The sequence below is a fragment of the Sphingomonas sp. SORGH_AS_0789 genome (assembly GCF_031453055.1).
Classification (GTDB): domain Bacteria; phylum Pseudomonadota; class Alphaproteobacteria; order Sphingomonadales; family Sphingomonadaceae; genus Sphingomonas.
The window spans coordinates 989676-1005927 of sequence record NZ_JAVIYV010000001.1 but is presented as its reverse complement, the minus strand read 5'-3'; the positions used below and the strand labels follow the sequence as shown (position 1 = coordinate 1005927).

Sequence of the window (16252 nt, the reverse complement as noted above, 5' to 3'; positions counted from 1 at the left end):
GCGAGGATGGGGAGGGGGCGGGGGGCCGTCAAGCGGGGTTGGGTCGTTGGCGGTGGAGGTTCGGGCGGGGGCGGGTGCCCCGTTAACGCTCTCGGACGAAACGCAGCGCCTCCCCCCGATAGGTCGGCCGGTCGTGCAAAGCATAGCCCAGCCGCTCCGCCAGGCGGATCGAGCCGAGATTGGCGGGCGATATGATGCACTGGGTCGCGGCGGGCGCATGATGCTGCTCCATCCAGCGATGCGCGGCGGTCGCGGCCTCGAACGCATAGCCCTTGCCATGCGCGGCGCTGGTGAACACCCAGGCGGCTTCGGGCGGAGAGGGTGAAAGTTTCGGCATCACCTCGCGACGGAAGTCCATGAAGCCGGTCTCGCCGAGATACTGCCCGGTGGCCCGGTCGAACACCGCGAACATCCCATGGCCGAATACCGACCAATGGCCGATGAAGCGCAACAGCCGCATCCATGCTTCCTCGCCCGACATCGGCGCACCGGCGTGACGGACCACGACGGGATCGGCGACCATCGCGGCATAGGCATCGAAATCCGCCACCTCATAGGGACGCAGGGTCAGGCGTTCGGTCTGGATCATGCCAGCGCCACCCGCCCGCCCGCGTGGCGCTCCAGCCGTCCGGCCAGTTCCAGTTCCAGCAGGATCGTCTGGACGATGGCGGGCGGGCGACCGCTCTGGCGGATGAGTTCGTCCACGCTCACCGCCACCGGGCCGAGCAGGTCGCCGACCCGCCGCCGGTCGGCATCGCTCGCCTCCTGCGGCGGCGGCGGGGTGTAGGCGCTGTCCGGCGCGCGGACCATGCGCGGGTCGATGGGGCGGATCTGTTCCAATATGTCCCCCGCCGACTGGATCAGCGTCGCGCCCTCGCGGATCAGCATGTTGCAGCCTTGCGCGCGCGGGTCCGCCGGGTGGCCGGGCACCGCCATCACCTCGCGCCCCGCCTCGCCCGCCAGCCGCGCGGTGATCAGCGAGCCCGAACGCGGCGCGGCCTCGACCACCACCGTCCCTTGCGCGAGTCCTGCGATGATCCGGTTGCGCGAGGGGAAGTGGCGGGCCAGCGGCTGCGTGCCCGGCGGCTGCTCGGCGATCAGCAGGCCGCGCGTCGCCACCTCTTCCTGCAACCGGGCATTTTCGGGGGGAAAGGCGATGTCGATGCCGCTGGCGATGACGCCGATCGTGCCGCCCTCCAGCGCGCCGAGATGCGCCGCGGTGTCGATCCCCCGCGCCAGGCCCGAGGTGACGGGCACATGCTGCGCCGCCAGATCCTGTGCCAGCCCGCGCGCGAAGCGGCAGGACGCGGCCGAGGCATTGCGCGCGCCGACCAGCGCCACTCCGCCGCGATGCGCCAGCCCGATGTCGCCGCGCACGATCAGCGCGGGCGGCGCGGTGTCGAGCTCGGCGAGCAGCGGCGGATACTCGGCCTCGCCCAGCAGGACATGCCGCGCGCCGAACCGTGCGACCGCCTCGATCTCACGGGCGATCAGCGCGGGATCGGGGATGCGCGGGCCATCGCCGCCGCCGCGCCGGGCGAGCATCGGCACCGCGTCCAGCGCCGCCTCCGCCGCGCCGAAGCGCGCCATCAATTGTCGCCAGGTGACAGGACCGATGCCATGCGTCCGCAGCAGCCGGAGCTGCGCGAACCGGGCGTCAGCCACGCGTCTTGCCGATGCGCGGTTCGGTGCCCGCCAGCAGCCGTTCGATGTTTGACCCGTGCTTCCACACGACGATCAGCGCGAGCGCGATCAGCAGCAGGACCAGGTCGAACCGGCCGAGCACGGCGGCGGCCAGCGGCGCACTGATCGCCGCGATCATCCCCGCCACCGCCGAGATGCGGATGGTGGCGAGCAGGCCCAGCCAGACCACCGCATAGACCAGGCCCAGCGGCCAGTAGAGCGCGGTGACGACGCCCATCAGCGTGGCGACGCCCTTGCCGCCGCGAAACTTCAGCCAGACGGGATAGCAATGGCCGACGAATGCCGCCGCCGCCGCCAGCACCTCCTGGCCGGGCAGCCAGTGGCGGACCAGCAGCACGGCGGCGACTCCCTTCAACATGTCGAGGATCAGCGTCGCGGCGGCCAGCCCCTTGCGGCCGGTCCGCAACACGTTGGTCGCGCCGATATTGCCCGATCCGATGCTGCGCAGATCGCCCGCGCCCGCCATCCGGGTCAGGATGATGCCGAAGGGAATCGACCCCAGCAGATAGCCGATCAGCAAGGCCCAGCTCGGCGGTCCCCAGATGATGTCGGTCGGCAATGGTCTTCCCCCGGTTCTCCGGGACAGACATAGAACAGTGATCCCGGCCTGTCCAATCGCGGCCCGCTCTGGCCTCGGCGTCGGGGGGCGCTTAAAGACGGCGGGATGAGCGATGCGCGTCCCATCCTGTTCTTCGATTCCGGTGTCGGCGGACTGTCGATCGCGGGGCCCGCGCGCGCCCTGCTGCCGACCGCGCCCTTCGTCTATGTCGCGGACAGCGCGGGCTTTCCCTATGGCGAAAAGACCGAGGCGGAGATTGCCGGGCGGGTGCCCGCCCTGCTGGGGCGGCTGGCGGAGCGGTATCGGCCAAGGCTGATCGTCGTCGCGTGCAATACGGCCTCGACCATCGCGCTGCCCGCGGTCCGCGCCGCGCTCGACGTGGCCGTGGTGGGCACCGTGCCCGCGATCAAGCCGGCGGCGGCGATGAGCGAGACGCGGGTGATCGGCGTGCTCGGCACGCGCGCGACGGTGCGACAGGCCTATGTCGACGATCTGGCGGCGCGGTTCGCGGGCGATTGCCGGGTGATCCGGCACGGCTCGGCCGAGCTGGTCGAACTGGCCGAGGCCAGGCTGCGCGGCGAGACGCCGCCGTCCGAATCCTTCGCGGCGGTGCTGGACGGGCTGTTCGGGCAGCCGGGGGGCGAGGCGATCGACGTGATCGTCAACGCCTGCACCCATTTCCCGCTGGTCGAGGCCGAACTGACGGCGGCGGCATCGCGTCCGGTGCGCTTTGTCGATGGCGGGCCGGGAATCGCGCGGCGAATCGCGTTTCTGACCCAGGGGCAGGATTGGCCTGACTCGGCGGGAGAGGGGGTGGCGGTGTTCACGCATCTGGGCGCGCGCGAGGCCGCCCTGCGACCGGGACTGGCGGCGCGCGGCTTTTCGCGGATCGAGGCGCTATAGCATCGCTCGCACCGCCCGAACGGGGCTTGCGGGCCATCCGCATCGGGAACCGTGGGGACGCTGGGACAATATGTCCACCATGATCGATCACAGTCATCGCGGTTATCGACTCGCATCGCCCGCCGCATCGTCCTACATTCCCAACCTATGAGCATGGACGGTACGGACGCGCGCGTGGATTATTCCCGCGTCTTCACCCAGGCGATCGATCGCCTGCACGCCGAGGGACGTTACCGCGTCTTCATCGACATTCTGCGCAACAAGGGCATGTTCCCCAATGCGCGCTGCTTCGCCGGTCATAACGGGCCCAAGCCGATCACGGTCTGGTGCTCCAACGACTATCTGGCGATGGGACAGCATCCCAAGGTCATCGCCGCGATGGAGGAGGCGCTGCACGATGTCGGCGCGGGCTCGGGCGGCACGCGCAATATCGGCGGTAACACCCATTATCATGTCGATCTGGAAGGCGAACTGGCCGACCTGCACGGCAAGGAAGCCGCGCTGCTGTTCACCAGCGGCTATGTCTCCAACGAGGCGACGCTGGCGACGCTCGCCAAGATACTGCCCGGTTGCGTGATCTTCTCCGACGAACTCAACCACGCCTCGATGATCGCGGGCATCCGCAATTCGGGGTGCGAGAAGCGGGTCTTCCGCCACAACGACCTGGCGCATCTGGAAGAATTGCTGGCGGCGGCCGATCCGGGCGTGCCCAAGCTGATCGCGTTCGAGAGCGTCTATTCGATGGAGGGCGATGTCGCCCCGATCGCGGCGATCTGTGATCTCGCCGACAAGTATAATGCGCTGACCTATCTGGACGAGGTCCATGCGGTCGGCATGTACGGCGCGCGCGGCGGCGGGATTTCGGAGCGGGACGGGGTAGCGCACCGGCTGACCGTGATCGAGGGGACGCTGGGCAAGGCGTTCGGCGTCATGGGCGGCTATATCGCGGCCGACCGGATGATCGTCGACGTGATCCGCTCCTATGCGCCGGGTTTCATCTTCACCACCTCGCTGTCGCCGGTGCTGGTCGCGGGCGTGCTGGCGAGCGTCCGCCACCTCAAGCAAAGCGCGGTCGAGCGCGAGGGGCAACAGGCCGCCGCCGCCCGGCTGAAGGCGATGATGCGTGACGCGGGACTGCCGGTGATGCTGGGCGAGACGCATATCGTGCCGGTGATGGTCGGCGACCCGGTCAAGGCCAAGAAGATCAGCGACATCCTGCTCGCCGAATATGGCATGTACGTCCAGCCGATCAATTATCCCACGGTCCCGCGCGGCACCGAACGCCTGCGCTTCACGCCGGGCCCGGCGCATGACGAGGCGATGATGGCGGAACTGGTGTCGGCCCTGGTCGAGATCTGGGAACGCCTCGAACTAAAGATGGCGGCGTAAGGGCGCTCACCATTCAGCGATGCCTTTCCGTCCCTCGCCCCTCGCAGAGGGGAGAGGGTTGCGCAGACTTGGCCTTTGCGAAAGCAAAGGCTTAGTCGAAGCTGGGTGAGGGGTGGGCGCTCGCGAAGTGAGCGCGCGAGCCTTTGGGCTCGCTCAACCCCTCACCCAAGCTGCGCTAGCCAGCAGACTGGCAAGCTTCGCTAACCCTCTCCCCTGTCCAGGGGAGAGGGGAAGAAGACGCGATTGTGAATTCGATCCGCCCTAAGGCCTCTCCATCATTCCATGTTCCCCGGCGAAGGCCGGGGCCCAGTTGCTGCAAAGGCAATGGTACGCAGAACTATGCGTGGGAGGCATGCGGCAAGGCGTCGCTTGGGCCTCCCACGCTTGACCAGTCCGCTCCATCAAGGTCGTGGCAACTGGGCCCGGGCCTTCGCCGGGGAACGGGAGTCGATAGGGCTGTCGGACGCCGGAATTCGCGGGGAAGCGAGTCCGTGATCGACGGCTCGGCCCCGCTTTACGTCTTGCAATAGCCTTCGCCCGTCTTGACCGTCAGGCACTCGGTCTTTCCCGCCAGATATTTCAGCCCGGTCGCATCGCCGCCCGTCGGGCGCAGCGTCTCGCGCACGCCGTTGCGCTCGAAGACGATGGTGTCGCCCACCGCATCGCCCCGGAACTCGCCCCTGTGGTCGAGGTCCCATTGCATCTCCAGCCGATAGCGGCCGGGCGTTGCGGCATGTTTCACGTTCAGGACCATGCCCTCCACCCCGATCCAGCGGCCGACATAATCCGGTGCCTTCTTCTTCGGCACGCCGTTGAAGGTCGCGCCGTCGCCCGCCGGTCCCGCCGTCGCGGCCGCCTGGGGCCCGCTGGCCGGGGCGGCGCCGTTGGTCACCGAGTCGGGCGCCTCGCGCGAGCAGGCGGAGAGGGTGGCGAGGGCGGCGAGGATCAGGATACGCGTCATGCCGCGCAGAACCCCTGGCCATGGCGCACGTTCCGTTGCGCGAAGGGGTAGCCATCCGCCCCGTGCGCGCGTAAAGGCGCGCTCATTCCATTCCTACCCCGTCAGGAGCGCCCGTCCCATGCGCATCGCGATCGCATCCGATCATGCCGCCGTCTCGTTGAAGACCGTGCTGGCGGACTGGCTGCGCGAACAGGGGCATGAGGTGCTCGACCTGGGCACCGACGGCACGGCGAGCGTCGATTATCCCGATTTCGGCCATGCGGTGGCCGAGGCCCTGGCCGATGGTCGCGCCGAGCGCGGCGTGGCGCTGTGCGGCTCGGGCATCGGCATCTCGATCGCCGCCAACCGCCATCCCGCCTGCCGCTGCGCGCTCGTCTCCGAGCCGCTGTCCGCCGCGCTCGCCCGCCAGCATAACGACGCCAACGCCATCGCCATGGGCGCGCGCGTCATCGGCGAGGAAATGGCCAAGGCCTGCCTGACCGCCTTCCTGTCCACCCCGTTCGAGGGCGGACGTCATCAGCGCCGCGTCGACATGCTGTCCGCCGCATCCGCCCAGAATTGAACGCCCAAGGATATCCGCAATGAGCACGCTTAACGACGTCCAGCCCGCCGGCTTCTTCACCCGCACCCTGGCCGATGCCGACCCCGCCGTCTTCGCCGGTGTGTCGCACGAGCTGGAGCGCGAGCAGACCCAGATCGAGCTGATCGCCAGCGAGAACATCGTCTCCAAGGCGGTGATGGAAGCGCAAGGCTCGGTCTTCACCAACAAGTACGCCGAGGGCTATCCGGGCAAGCGCTATTATCAGGGCTGCGCGCCGTCCGACGAGGTCGAGCAGCTGGCGATCGACCGCGCCAAGCAGATCTTCGGCTGCGACTTCGTCAACGTGCAGCCGCATTCGGGCGCGCAGGCGAACGGCGCGGTGATGCTGGCGCTGGCCAAGCCCGGCGACACGATCATGGGCCTGTCGCTCGACGCCGGTGGCCACCTGACCCACGGTGCCAAGGCGGCGCTGTCGGGCAAGTGGTTCAACGCGGTCCAATACGGCGTCGACCCCGAGACGCACCTGATCGACTATGACGAGGTCGCCCGCATCGCGCGCGAGTGCCAGCCCAAGATCATCATCGCGGGCGGATCGGCCTATCCCCGCGTCATCGACTTCGCCAAGTTCCGCGCGATTGCGGATGAGGTCGGCGCGTACTTCATGGTCGACATGGCGCACTTTGCGGGCATCGTCGCGGGCGGCCTGCACCCGACCCCGTTCGGCCATGCGCATGTCGTGACCACCACCACGCACAAGACGCTGCGGGGCCCTCGCGGCGGCATGATCATGACCAATGACGAGGCGATCGCCAAGAAGATCAACTCGGCGGTCTTCCCCGGCCTTCAGGGCGGCCCGCTGATGCACGTCATCGCCGCCAAGGCGGTCGCGTTCGGCGAAGCGCTCCAGCCGGAGTTCAAGACCTATATCGCGGCGGTCGTGGAGAATGCCCGCGTGCTGGCGGCGACGCTGAAGGCGCGCGGCGCGAACCTGGTCGCGGGCGGCACCGACACGCATCTGGCGCTGGTCGACCTGACCCCGCTGGGCATCACCGGCCGCGACGCCGACGAGGCGCTGGAGCGCGCGGGCATCACCTGCAACAAGAACGGCATCCCCAACGACCCGCTGCCGCCGATGAAGACCAGCGGCATCCGCGTCGGCTCGCCCGCGGGCACCACGCGCGGTTTCGGCCCGGCGGAGTTCGAGCAGATCGGCCATATGGTCGCCGATGTGCTCGACGGTCTGAAGGCCAAGGGCGAGCATGGGGACCCCGAGGTTGAGGCGAACGTTCGTGCTCGTGTGCGTGAGCTTTGCGCACGCTTTCCGATCTATCAGGGATAAGGACGTAAACGCATGGCCAAGTTCGACGAGAAGTTTTCCGAGGTGCAGAACGACATCAAGTCGACCCCCGGCCTCGGCAAGAGCATGGCGAAATGGGGCGCGCTCGGCGCCGTGGTCGCGATCCCGGTGCCGTTCGTCGGTCCGGTCCTCGGCGCGGCGGCGGGTGCCGGTTACGCCTATTTCAAGGCAAAGAAGAAGGCCTGAATGCGCTGCCCCTTTTGCGGCCATGAAGACAGTCAGGTAAAGGACAGCCGCCCCACCGAAGATGGGGCGGCGATCCGCCGCCGCCGCCAGTGCGAGGGCTGCGGCGCGCGCTTCACCACGTTCGAGCGCATCCAGCTGCGCGAATTGACCGTGATGAAGAGCGAAGAGCGGCGCGAGCCGTTCGACCGCGAAAAGCTGCTCCGCTCCATCGCCATCGCGACCCGCAAGCGCCCGATCGACCCGGTGCGGGTGGAAAAGCTGGTGTCCGGCATCCAGCGCCAGCTGGAGACCAGCGGCGAGGGCGAGGTATCGTCCAAGCGGATCGGCGAGATGGTGATGGAAGGGCTGAAGCGCCTGGATTCGGTGGCCTATATCCGCTTCGCCAGCGTGTATCGCGAGTTCGGCGAGGCCAAGGATTTCGAGGCGTTTGCCGGGACGGTTGAGGAAGTGGCGCCGAAGGGGGAGTGAGGTTTTGGTGAGGGCGGGGCGTGGGCTTCGACTTCGCTCAGCCTGAACGGAGGTTAGGAGTTATCTGGCTTTAACAAGGCAGCCGTTCAGGCTGAGCGAAGTCGAAGCCCAAGGGAATTCCCTTGCCCCAAATCCCGAAAGCGATAGCCTTGCGGTGCTCGCTTTCGGGGAAAGTGAATGGCCTTCTACTGCTACATCCTCCGCTGCTCCGACGGCAGCTTCTACACCGGCCACACCGAAAACCTCGAACACCGCATCGCCCAACATCAGACCGGCGAACTCCCCTGCTACACCCAAACCCGCCGCCCGGTGGAATTGGCTTGGTCGCAGGACTTCCCCACCCGCCACGAAGCCCTCACCGCCGAGCACCAGATCAAGGGCTGGTCCCGCACCAAGAAGGCCGCGTTAATCGCATCGGACTGGACGGCGCTGAAAGAAGCCGCGATACCGCGCGCGGAACGTGCCCTTCGACTTCGCTCAGGGCGAACGGAAGAGTGAACGTGAACAAATCCCAGCCCCCCGTCATCGTCCTGGTCCGCCCGCAGCTGGGCGAGAATATCGGCAAGGCCGCGCGTGCCATGCTCAATTTCGGGCTGGTCGAGATGCGCCTCGTCACCCCGCGCGACGGCTGGCCCAATCCGCAGGCGGGGCCCGCCGCCTCGGGCGCGGACAGCGTGCTGGAACAGGCCAAGGTCTATGAGAGCGTCGCCGATGCGGTCGCCGACTGTGCGCAGGTCTATGCCACCACCGTGCGCAAGCGCGGCGTCACCAAGCCGGTCGTGACCCCGGAAGAGGCGGCGCGCGAAATCCATGCCGACACGACCGGCCGGGCGGCCTTCCTTTTCGGGCCCGAGCGATCGGGGCTGGAGACCGACGACGTGGCGATCGCGCGCAAGATCGTCACCGTGCCGATCAACCCCGAATTCGGCAGCCTGAACCTGGCCCAGGCGGTGATCCTGATCGCCTATGAATGGTCGAAGGGCGTCGAGCTGGCCCAGCCGCCCGAGGTCGAACTGCCCGAGGTCGCGCCGCAATTCGAGCTGGACGGCATGATCGGCCAGTTGGAGGAGATGCTGGACGGCGCGGGCTATTTCTTCCCGCCCGACCGGACGCCCGCCACCAAGCGGACGCTGCGCACCCTGCTGACCAAGCCCGGCTGGTCGAGCCAGGAAATCCGCACCCTGCGCGGCGTGCTGTCGACGCTGGCCCGCCCGCGCGAGCGGTAAAGACCGCGCGTCCAAACTCCGTTCAGCCTGAGCGTAGTCGAAGGCCACACCGTGATCTCCGCCACGGGGGCCGCTTGGCGGGGGATGGCCCTTGGCCTTCGACTACGCTCAGGCCGAACGGAGGTGGGGCCGCCTTACCCCCGAGTCCGGTCGAAGGTCGCCAGTTCATAGGCGATCGACCCTTCGACCAGAACGTCCCACATCTCGGCGATCACGGCGCCGGGCAGGCCCAGCCGTTCGGCCTCGGCGCGCGCCTGTTCGATCACCTGGGTCTTGCGATCCTCGTCGCGCACGCGGTCGCGGCTCGGCTTGATCCGCGCGGCGGCGTCCATATAGCCGAAGCGGCGCGCAAGCAGCGCCACCAGCTCGCGGTCGAGCTGGTCGACGCCCGCGCGAACCTCCGCCATGGTGGTGCAATCGGGTCCGGCGAGAATCTGGGTCATGGCCAAGCTCTGCCGGGCGGCGTTCGCGCTGTCCAGTCCGGCTTGCGGGTCGGGACTGGCGCGGGATAGGCTGGGGCTTCGTTCCAATTGGGAGATAGGACGATGCTGACCACCTTGCTGCTGCTTGCGCTTTCCGGCCAACAGGCCGAACCCACCCCCGCACCGGTGAAGGAAAAGAAGATCTGCCGCGCGCAGGAAACCACCGGCTCGCGCCTCGCCAGCAAGCGGATCTGCAAGACCCAGGCGGAATGGGACGAGATCGCTGCCAATGCCCGCAACGATGTGGAAAGCACCGCCGGACGGCTGAGCACCGCCAACGGCCGCTGATCCGCCGCTTCGCTTGACTCCGGGGTGCGTCTCGGTTAGGCGCGCCCCTTCGCAATTGCCCCCGCATCCCGGTGAAGCGGTGGGCCTGCGCTTGTCCCCATAAAGGCTTGCATGGTGCGATACCGGGACCAACGTCGTTCGTAATTGCCAAGGATTTAAGATGTCGAAGCGTCAGAGCGCGAAGTACAAGCTCGATCGCCGTATGGGCGAGAACATCTGGGGCCGCCCCAAGAGCCCCGTCAACAAGCGTGAATATGGCCCCGGCCAGCACGGTCAGCGTCGCAAGGGCAAGATGTCGGACTTCGGTCTGCAGCTGCGTGCCAAGCAGAAGCTGAAGGGCTACTATGGCGACGTGACCGAGAAGCAGTTCAAGGCCTGCTACCAGGAAGCCGCCCGCATGAAGGGCGACACCTCGCAGAACCTGATCGGCCTGCTCGAGCAGCGTCTGGACATGATCGTGTACCGCGCCAAGTTCGCGCCGACGATCTTCGCCGCGCGCCAGCTGGTCAGCCACGGCCACATCCGCGTCAACGGCGTGAAGTGCAACGTCGCGTCGCGTCGCTGCTTCGTCGGCGACGAAATCTCGCTGGGTTCGAAGGCGACCGAAATGGCGCTGGTCATGGAAGCGCAGCAGCTCGCCGAGCGTGAAGTGCCCGATTACGTCACCGCCGACGGCAACACCAAGGTCGCGCTGACCCGCATCCCGACCCTGGACGAGGTGCCCTATCCGGTGAAGATGGAGCCGAACCTGGTCGTCGAATTCTATTCGCGCTAAGTTTTCGGGTCTTACCGAATGCGAAGAGGCGGTCCTTCGGGGCCGCCTTTTTTCGTTTCGGCGTCGCGTGGCGGAGGATGCCGGGCGTCTCCATGCTCCGCTCGTTCGAAGGGACGGGGTTATGAGGCGTTTCGATTCCGTCATGATCTGCCCGCTTTTCGTCGTCGTGGTGCCAAGATTCCCCTGAAGACTACCCGTCATGACGATCATACGGACTGCCCGCTTTCCGGACGATATGATGGCCGTTGTGGACATTTGGCGAGAGTTCGTCGCAAGCCCCAGCGTCAGTCTGGATCATCAGAACAATGAGGCCGAGTTTGCCCTGCTCCCCGGCAAATATGCCCGTCCGGCAGGATGCGTCTTGCTCGCCGAGCGGGGCGGCGCGATCGATGGTTGCATCGCCTTTCGTCGCGTGACCCCCGCCATCGCCGAGATGAAGCGGCTTTACGTTCGTCCCAGAGCGCGTGGCGAGAGGCTGGGCCATAGGCTGGTCGAGCGGTTGATCGAAGAGGCGCGGGGCGCGGGCTATTCGGAAATCCGTCTCGATGTGCTGGCTGAATTTACTCAGGCGCAAAAACTCTATGCCGAGTTCGGCTTCGTTGCAGCCGACGCGGTATCCTATAATCCCTTGCCCGGAACGGCGTTTCTGGGACTGACGCTGGATTGAGGACAAACGCCGGCATGCTTGCCCTCGGCGACGCCGCCCGGCACAACCTCCCCAAACACAAGGGGAAAGCACATCATGCGTCGTCTGGTCCTATTGTCCCTCCTGCTTTCGGGCACCGCCATCGCGCAGGAACGGCCCGCCATTTCGGTCGACACGCTCAAGACCGTGACGCAGGTCCTGTCCTCCGACGAATATGAAGGCCGCGCGCCGACCACGCCCGCCGAGGACAAGACCGTCGCCTATATCATCGACCGTTTCCAAAAGGCCGGGCTGAAGCCCGGCAACAAGGGCAGCTGGACCCAGGACGTGCCGATGGTCGAGATCACCGCGACCGACGTCCAGCCCTTCACGGTGGCGGGCAAGGGGCAGCCCATTTCGCTGGCCTATCGCACCGACATGGTGGCGGGGACCTATCGCGTCACGCCCCGGATCGACGTGAAGGACAGCGAGATGGTCTTTGTCGGCTATGGCATCACCGCGCCCGAAAAGGGCTGGGACGATTATGCCGGGGTGGATGTGCGCGGCAAGACGGTGGTCATCCTAATCAACGATGCCGACTGGCAGACCATGGGGCGCGAAGGGCCGTTCGAGGGCCGCGCGATGACCTGGTATGGTCGCTGGCCCTATAAGTTCGAGAATGCCGCGAAGCACGGCGCCGCCGCCGCGCTGATCGTGCACCAGACCGAACCCGCCGCTTACCCCTGGGCGGTGGTCCAGTCCTCCTGGACCGGGCCGCAGCTGGAGCTGGACGAGGCGGGGGATCATAGGGACCAGAGCCAGGTGATCGGCTGGATCCAGCAGCCCGTGGCCGAGCGCATCCTGAAGGCGGCGGGCAAGGACCTCGCCACGCTGACCAAGGCGGCGCAGCAAAAGGGGTTCAAGGCGGTGCCGCTGGGCCTGACCCTGTCGGGCGGCTTTACCAACACGATCCGGCGCCAGGCATCCAAGAATGTGATCGGCGTCCTGCCCGGCACCACCGAGCCGGGCGATTACGTCCTCTATTCGGCGCATTGGGACCATCTGGGCCGCTGCGACGCGGTGGACGGCGACGATATTTGCAACGGCGCGCTCGACAATGCCACGGGCATCGCCGGGCTGGTCGCGCTGGCCGAGGCGCAAGCAAAGGCGGGGCCTGCCAAGCGATCGATCGCGTTCCTGGCGGTGACGGCGGAGGAAAGCGGGCTGCTCGGCTCGGGCTATTACGCACAGCATCCCGTGTTCCCGCTGGCGCGGACCGTGGGGGGCGTGAACATGGACGGGCTGAACGTGACGGGCCGCTCGAAGGACTTCGTGCTGGTCGGCAAGGGCAAGTCCGAGATCGAGGATCTGGCCAAGGGCTTTGTCGGCCGGCAGGGCCGCTATATCGGCGAGGAAGCCAATCCCGAGCGCGGCAGCTATTACCGCTCCGACCATTTCTCCTTCGCCAAGCTGGGCGTGCCGATGCTCGACGGCGGGTCGGGGCAGGACAAGGTGATGGGCGGTATCGCCGCGGGAAAGAAGGCGACCGAGGATTATGTCGCCAACCGCTATCACAAGCCCGCCGACGAATATGATCCCCGCTGGGATTGGTCGGGCGCGGTCGAGGATTTGACGGTCTATTATCAATTGGGCAGGACGCTGGCCGACCGGCCGGGCCTGTGGCCCAACTGGTATCCCACCGCCGAATTTCGCGCCATTCGCGATCAAAGCAGGAAGAACGTCCAGTGACCACGCAGACCGTGACCACGCCCCCGCCGCCCGAATGGGCCCCGCATGACGCCGTGTGGATCGGCTTTCCCAGCCATCCCGAGCTGTGGCAGGAGGATCTGGAGCCTGCGCGCGAGGAGGTGCTGGCCTTTGCCCGCGCCGTCCATGCCGATGGCCGGGGCGAGCGGGTGATCCTGGTCGCCGCAGACGGCGAGGCGGCCGACGCCGCGCGGGCCATGGCGGGCGATGCGGCGGAGGTGATCGTCCAGCCCTTCGGCGATATCTGGCTGCGCGACACCGGCCCGATCGTCACCGGCGACGGATCGGCGCGGCTGTTCCAGTTCAACGGCTGGGGCGGCAAATACGACCTGCCCGGCGACGATACGGTCGGCGCGCGGCTGGCCGAGGATCGCGGTATCGCGGCGACGGTGTGCGACTGGGTGCTGGAAGGCGGCGCGATCGATGGCGACGGCACCGGCCTGGTCGTCACCACGCGCCAGTGCCTGCTCAACCCCAATCGCAATCCCGAGCTGAGCGAGGCGGCGATCGCCGACCGGCTGGCGCGCGACCTGGGGCTGACGCGGATCGTCTGGCTGGGCGACGGCCTGCTCAACGACCATACCGACGGCCATGTCGACAATCTGGCGCGCTTCGTCGGCCCGAACCGGGTCGCCATGCCCGAGGCCGCCGAGAACGACCCCAACTGGCAGGTCTATGCCGCCGCCAAGCGGACCGCCGAGGCGGCCAGGCTGGAGGTCGTGACCATCCCGTCGCCCGGCCGCGTGCTGCGCGACGAAGAGGTGGTGCCCGCCAGCTATATGAACTTCTATATCGGCAATGCGGCGGTCGTCGTGCCAATCTATGGCAGCGAGAATGACGATGCGGGCGTTGCGGCGATCCAGGCGATCTTCCCCGACCACCAGGTCGTCGGCCTGCGCGCCGACGCGATCCTGACCGGCGGCGGCAGCTTCCACTGCATCTCGCAGCAGATCCCGGCGCGCTGATCCGAATCGCGGCCGACAAAGGGCCCGCGCTTCCAGAGGGGAGCGCGGGCCTTTTTGCTGTGTAGCGCTTCCGGCGGAGGGGGATCAGGGATGCGGCCCCTCGCATAAGGTGCTACTCCTCCCATGATAGAAGGGGGATGCGCCATGATGATCGTCCGCTCGACTGCCACGCCCGGTCGTTCCGTCTGGTCGGCCATCGTCCCTCCCCTCGTTATCATGGCGGCGGCGGCCCCTGCTCCGCCTGCCGATCGCACTGGCCCATCCCCATGCGGCGGCATTGCTGTTCCTGTGGATCGCTTCCGACGCGATGATGCTCGGCCTGATCGCCCGCCATCGCCGTCCCGGCTGGCGCGCGGGCATTGCTGCCATGGCGATGGCGGGTTCGGCGGTCCTTTCCCTGTCGCCGGTGCCGATCCGCGCCGCCCTGGTCGACATGCCCTGGGCGCTGGCGGTGCCGGTGGTCGCGATCGGCCTTCATGGCGGCTGGGGCCTGTGGCGCGTGGCGGAGCGGGTGCGACATTGGGATGCGCGTGATCCCGATCGCTGGGGCGCATTGCTTGGCGAAATTCTACCCCCGCCACTCGCGCGCTTCGCCATGGCCGAGGCGAGGCTGCTGCATCTGGCCCTGTTTCGCTGGAACGGCGCACCCGACGTGCCGCCGGGGACGATCGGCTTTGCCTATCACCGCTATCTCCAGCCGATGATGATCGCGCTGCTGCTGCTATCCTGCGTCGAGATCGGGGTCACGCACCTGCTCATCGCGCATTGGAACCGGACGCTGGCGTGGATCCTGTTCGCGATCAGCGACGTGTCGCTTCTCTATCTGGTCGGCCTCATCAAGTCGCTGCGGCTGGCACCTGTGTTGCTGACCCCGACGGGGGTACGGATTCGCGCCGGGATTCTGATCGACCGGATAATCCCCTATGAAGCGATCGCCGAAGTCACGGCGAATCCCGATGGCGAAACGGTGCGGGCTCCGGGCAGCTGGGACGTGGCGTTGCTTGCCTGGCCTAACCTGATGCTCCGGCTCGAAACGCCGCTGCCGCCCCGTTCGCCCTGGCATGGCGCGCCGGTTCAAGCGATCGCCTTGCGGCTCGACGAGCCCGGTCGCTTCCTCGACGAATTGCGCGCCCGGCTGGTCACTCGGCGGGTGACGGGCCGGTCCTGAGCCATTAAAGGGCGTGGCCATGACCCAGATCACCGTCGCCGCGCTGCAACTGGCCTTCACCGCCGATATCGACCGCAACATCGCAGAGGTGTCGCGCCTCGTCCGCGAGGCGGCGGCCCAGGGGGCGCAGGTGATCCTGCCGCCCGAATTGTTCGAGGGCGAATATTTCTGCCGTGTCGAGGACGAGGGGCTGTTCGCCAACGCCAAGCCGACCGCCGAGCACAAGGCGGTGCGCGCGATGCAGGCGCTGGCCTCCGAGCTGAAGGTCCATATCCCGACCAGCTTCTTCGAGGCGGACGGCCCGCATCACTATAACTCGCTGGCGATGATCAATCCCGACGGGCAGGTCGCGGGCGTCTATCGCAAGAGCCATATCCCGGACGGTCCGGGCTATGAGGAGAAATTCTATTTCCGCCCCGGCAATACCGGGTTCAAGGTGTGGGACGGCCCCGCGACCAAGCTGGGCGTCGGCATCTGCTGGGACCAATGGTACCCTGAGACGGCGCGCGCGATGATGCTGATGGGCGCGGAGATCCTGTTCTACCCCACCGCGATCGGCAGCGAGCCGCATGACGATAGCCTCGACACCGCCCGGCTGTGGCGGCGGGCGATGGTCGGCCATGCGGTGTCGAACGTCGTGCCGATCGTCGCAGCCAACCGGGTCGGCTGCGAGCATGGCCAGACCTTCTACGGCACCAGCTTCATCTGCGACGAGCGCGGCGACATCCTGGCCGAGCTGGACCGGGAGGAAGAGGGCGTGATCGTCGCCACGCTCGACATCGACCGGGTGAAGCGCCACCGCGCGGCGTTCGGCTTCTTCCGCGACCGCCGTCCCGAGCTGTACGGGCGGCTGGTCCAGGATATCTGACGTCTTGTTCCTCCCCAGGC

18 protein-coding genes and 1 pseudogene are annotated in these 16252 nt (G+C 67.4%); 14 read left to right on the top strand and 5 right to left on the bottom strand.

Going from position 1 to position 16252, the window contains the following annotated elements; all coding sequences use genetic code 11:
• Nucleotides 1-82: 82 nt before the first annotated feature.
• The 3 genes from QE360_RS04585 to plsY are packed head-to-tail and all read right to left on the bottom strand — an operon-like array spanning nt 83 to nt 2263.
• A complete protein-coding gene (locus tag QE360_RS04585; protein WP_309699648.1) occupies nt 83-589 on the bottom strand; it encodes a GNAT family N-acetyltransferase in 507 nt (168 codons plus the stop codon).
• Entirely contained in the window at nt 586-1665 is a 1080-nt protein-coding gene (gene dprA, locus QE360_RS04580; protein ID WP_309699646.1) for a DNA-processing protein DprA, read from the bottom strand. Before dprA ends, QE360_RS04585 begins: the two co-directional genes overlap by 4 nt.
• Nucleotides 1658-2263 carry a glycerol-3-phosphate 1-O-acyltransferase PlsY gene (gene plsY, locus QE360_RS04575; protein ID WP_309699644.1) on the bottom strand — a complete coding sequence of 202 codons (606 nt, stop codon included), beginning with the start codon at nt 2261-2263 and terminating at the stop codon, nt 1658-1660. The genes dprA and plsY overlap by 8 nt, the downstream gene beginning before the upstream one ends.
• A gap of 105 nt (nt 2264-2368) precedes the next feature.
• Here plsY and murI point away from each other — a divergent pair, with 105 nt between their 5' ends.
• Together murI and hemA are read left to right on the top strand one after the other, a co-directional pair.
• Entirely contained in the window at nt 2369-3166 is a 798-nt protein-coding gene (gene murI, locus QE360_RS04570; protein ID WP_309699642.1) for a glutamate racemase, read from the top strand.
• Between the two features lie 147 nt (nt 3167-3313).
• Entirely contained in the window at nt 3314-4555 is a 1242-nt protein-coding gene (hemA, locus tag QE360_RS04565) for a 5-aminolevulinate synthase (protein WP_309699640.1), read from the top strand.
• A gap of 514 nt (nt 4556-5069) precedes the next feature.
• On the opposite strand, the gene QE360_RS04560 is transcribed toward hemA, so the two are convergent.
• On the bottom strand, nt 5070-5516 hold the full coding sequence (locus QE360_RS04560) for a hypothetical protein (RefSeq protein WP_309699638.1): 447 nt from the start codon (nt 5514-5516) through the stop codon (nt 5070-5072).
• 118 nt (nt 5517-5634) lie between these two features.
• Here QE360_RS04560 and rpiB point away from each other — a divergent pair, with 118 nt between their 5' ends.
• From rpiB to QE360_RS04530, 5 genes and pseudogenes are all read left to right on the top strand, one after another.
• Complete coding sequence (rpiB, locus tag QE360_RS04555; RefSeq protein ID WP_309699636.1) at nt 5635-6078, top strand: ribose 5-phosphate isomerase B; 444 nt, start codon at nt 5635-5637, stop codon at nt 6076-6078.
• A gap of 19 nt (nt 6079-6097) precedes the next feature.
• Nucleotides 6098-7396, top strand: coding sequence for a serine hydroxymethyltransferase (glyA, locus tag QE360_RS04550; RefSeq protein WP_309699635.1), 1299 nt, complete (start codon nt 6098-6100; stop codon nt 7394-7396).
• Between the two features lie 12 nt (nt 7397-7408).
• A complete protein-coding gene (locus tag QE360_RS04545) occupies nt 7409-7600 on the top strand; it encodes a hypothetical protein (RefSeq protein WP_309699633.1) in 192 nt (63 codons plus the stop codon).
• Nucleotides 7601-8068 carry a transcriptional regulator NrdR gene (nrdR, locus tag QE360_RS04540; RefSeq protein WP_307102340.1) on the top strand — a complete coding sequence of 156 codons (468 nt, stop codon included), beginning with the start codon at nt 7601-7603 and terminating at the stop codon, nt 8066-8068.
• 177 nt (nt 8069-8245) lie between these two features.
• A pseudogene (locus QE360_RS04530) lies at nt 8246-9294 on the top strand (TrmH family RNA methyltransferase).
• Between the two features lie 134 nt (nt 9295-9428).
• Here QE360_RS04530 and QE360_RS04525 read toward each other — a convergent pair.
• Entirely contained in the window at nt 9429-9737 is a 309-nt protein-coding gene (locus QE360_RS04525) for a chorismate mutase (RefSeq protein WP_307102347.1), read from the bottom strand.
• A gap of 102 nt (nt 9738-9839) precedes the next feature.
• Here QE360_RS04525 and QE360_RS04520 point away from each other — a divergent pair, with 102 nt between their 5' ends.
• From QE360_RS04520 to aguB, 7 genes are all read left to right on the top strand, one after another.
• A complete protein-coding gene (locus QE360_RS04520; protein ID WP_307102349.1) occupies nt 9840-10064 on the top strand; it encodes a hypothetical protein in 225 nt (74 codons plus the stop codon).
• 160 nt (nt 10065-10224) lie between these two features.
• Nucleotides 10225-10839 carry a 30S ribosomal protein S4 gene (rpsD, locus tag QE360_RS04515; RefSeq protein ID WP_183950038.1) on the top strand — a complete coding sequence of 205 codons (615 nt, stop codon included), beginning with the start codon at nt 10225-10227 and terminating at the stop codon, nt 10837-10839.
• Nucleotides 10840-11038: 199 nt separating this feature from the next.
• Nucleotides 11039-11506 (top strand): GNAT family N-acetyltransferase, encoded by a 468-nt coding sequence (locus tag QE360_RS04510; protein ID WP_309699625.1) that lies wholly within the window; start codon nt 11039-11041, stop codon nt 11504-11506.
• Between the two features lie 75 nt (nt 11507-11581).
• Nucleotides 11582-13213 carry a M28 family peptidase gene (locus tag QE360_RS04505; RefSeq protein WP_309699623.1) on the top strand — a complete coding sequence of 544 codons (1632 nt, stop codon included), beginning with the start codon at nt 11582-11584 and terminating at the stop codon, nt 13211-13213.
• 11 nt (nt 13214-13224) lie between these two features.
• The gene (locus tag QE360_RS04500) at nt 13225-14196 is read left to right on the top strand and encodes an agmatine deiminase family protein (protein ID WP_309704057.1); all 972 of its coding nucleotides are present in this window, start codon (nt 13225-13227) and stop codon (nt 14194-14196) included.
• A 277-nt stretch (nt 14197-14473) separates the two neighbouring features.
• A complete protein-coding gene (locus tag QE360_RS04495) occupies nt 14474-15364 on the top strand; it encodes a hypothetical protein (RefSeq protein WP_309699621.1) in 891 nt (296 codons plus the stop codon).
• 19 nt (nt 15365-15383) lie between these two features.
• Nucleotides 15384-16232 (top strand): N-carbamoylputrescine amidase, encoded by an 849-nt coding sequence (gene aguB, locus QE360_RS04490; protein WP_307102357.1) that lies wholly within the window; start codon nt 15384-15386, stop codon nt 16230-16232.
• Nucleotides 16233-16252: the final 20 nt, after the last annotated feature.

Excerpts from the sequence above, each read along its gene's own strand:
- QE360_RS04505 (WP_309699623.1), top strand. The coding sequence starts at position 11,582 with ATGCGTCGTCTGGTCCTATTGTCCCTCCTGCTTTCGGGCACCGCCATC.
- QE360_RS04585 (WP_309699648.1), bottom strand. The coding sequence starts at position 589 with ATGATCCAGACCGAACGCCTGACCCTGCGTCCCTATGAGGTGGCGGAT.
- nrdR (WP_307102340.1), top strand. The coding sequence starts at position 7,601 with ATGCGCTGCCCCTTTTGCGGCCATGAAGACAGTCAGGTAAAGGACAGC.
- rpiB (WP_309699636.1), top strand. The coding sequence starts at position 5,635 with ATGCGCATCGCGATCGCATCCGATCATGCCGCCGTCTCGTTGAAGACC.
- QE360_RS04545 (WP_309699633.1), top strand. The coding sequence starts at position 7,409 with ATGGCCAAGTTCGACGAGAAGTTTTCCGAGGTGCAGAACGACATCAAG.
- glyA (WP_309699635.1), top strand. The coding sequence starts at position 6,098 with ATGAGCACGCTTAACGACGTCCAGCCCGCCGGCTTCTTCACCCGCACC.
- QE360_RS04520 (WP_307102349.1), top strand. The coding sequence starts at position 9,840 with ATGCTGACCACCTTGCTGCTGCTTGCGCTTTCCGGCCAACAGGCCGAA.
- QE360_RS04510 (WP_309699625.1), top strand. The coding sequence starts at position 11,039 with ATGACGATCATACGGACTGCCCGCTTTCCGGACGATATGATGGCCGTT.
- murI (WP_309699642.1), top strand. The coding sequence starts at position 2,369 with ATGAGCGATGCGCGTCCCATCCTGTTCTTCGATTCCGGTGTCGGCGGA.
- rpsD (WP_183950038.1), top strand. The coding sequence starts at position 10,225 with ATGTCGAAGCGTCAGAGCGCGAAGTACAAGCTCGATCGCCGTATGGGC.
- QE360_RS04525 (WP_307102347.1), bottom strand. The coding sequence starts at position 9,737 with ATGACCCAGATTCTCGCCGGACCCGATTGCACCACCATGGCGGAGGTT.
- QE360_RS04560 (WP_309699638.1), bottom strand. The coding sequence starts at position 5,516 with ATGACGCGTATCCTGATCCTCGCCGCCCTCGCCACCCTCTCCGCCTGC.
- aguB (WP_307102357.1), top strand. The coding sequence starts at position 15,384 with ATGACCCAGATCACCGTCGCCGCGCTGCAACTGGCCTTCACCGCCGAT.
- hemA (WP_309699640.1), top strand. The coding sequence starts at position 3,314 with ATGAGCATGGACGGTACGGACGCGCGCGTGGATTATTCCCGCGTCTTC.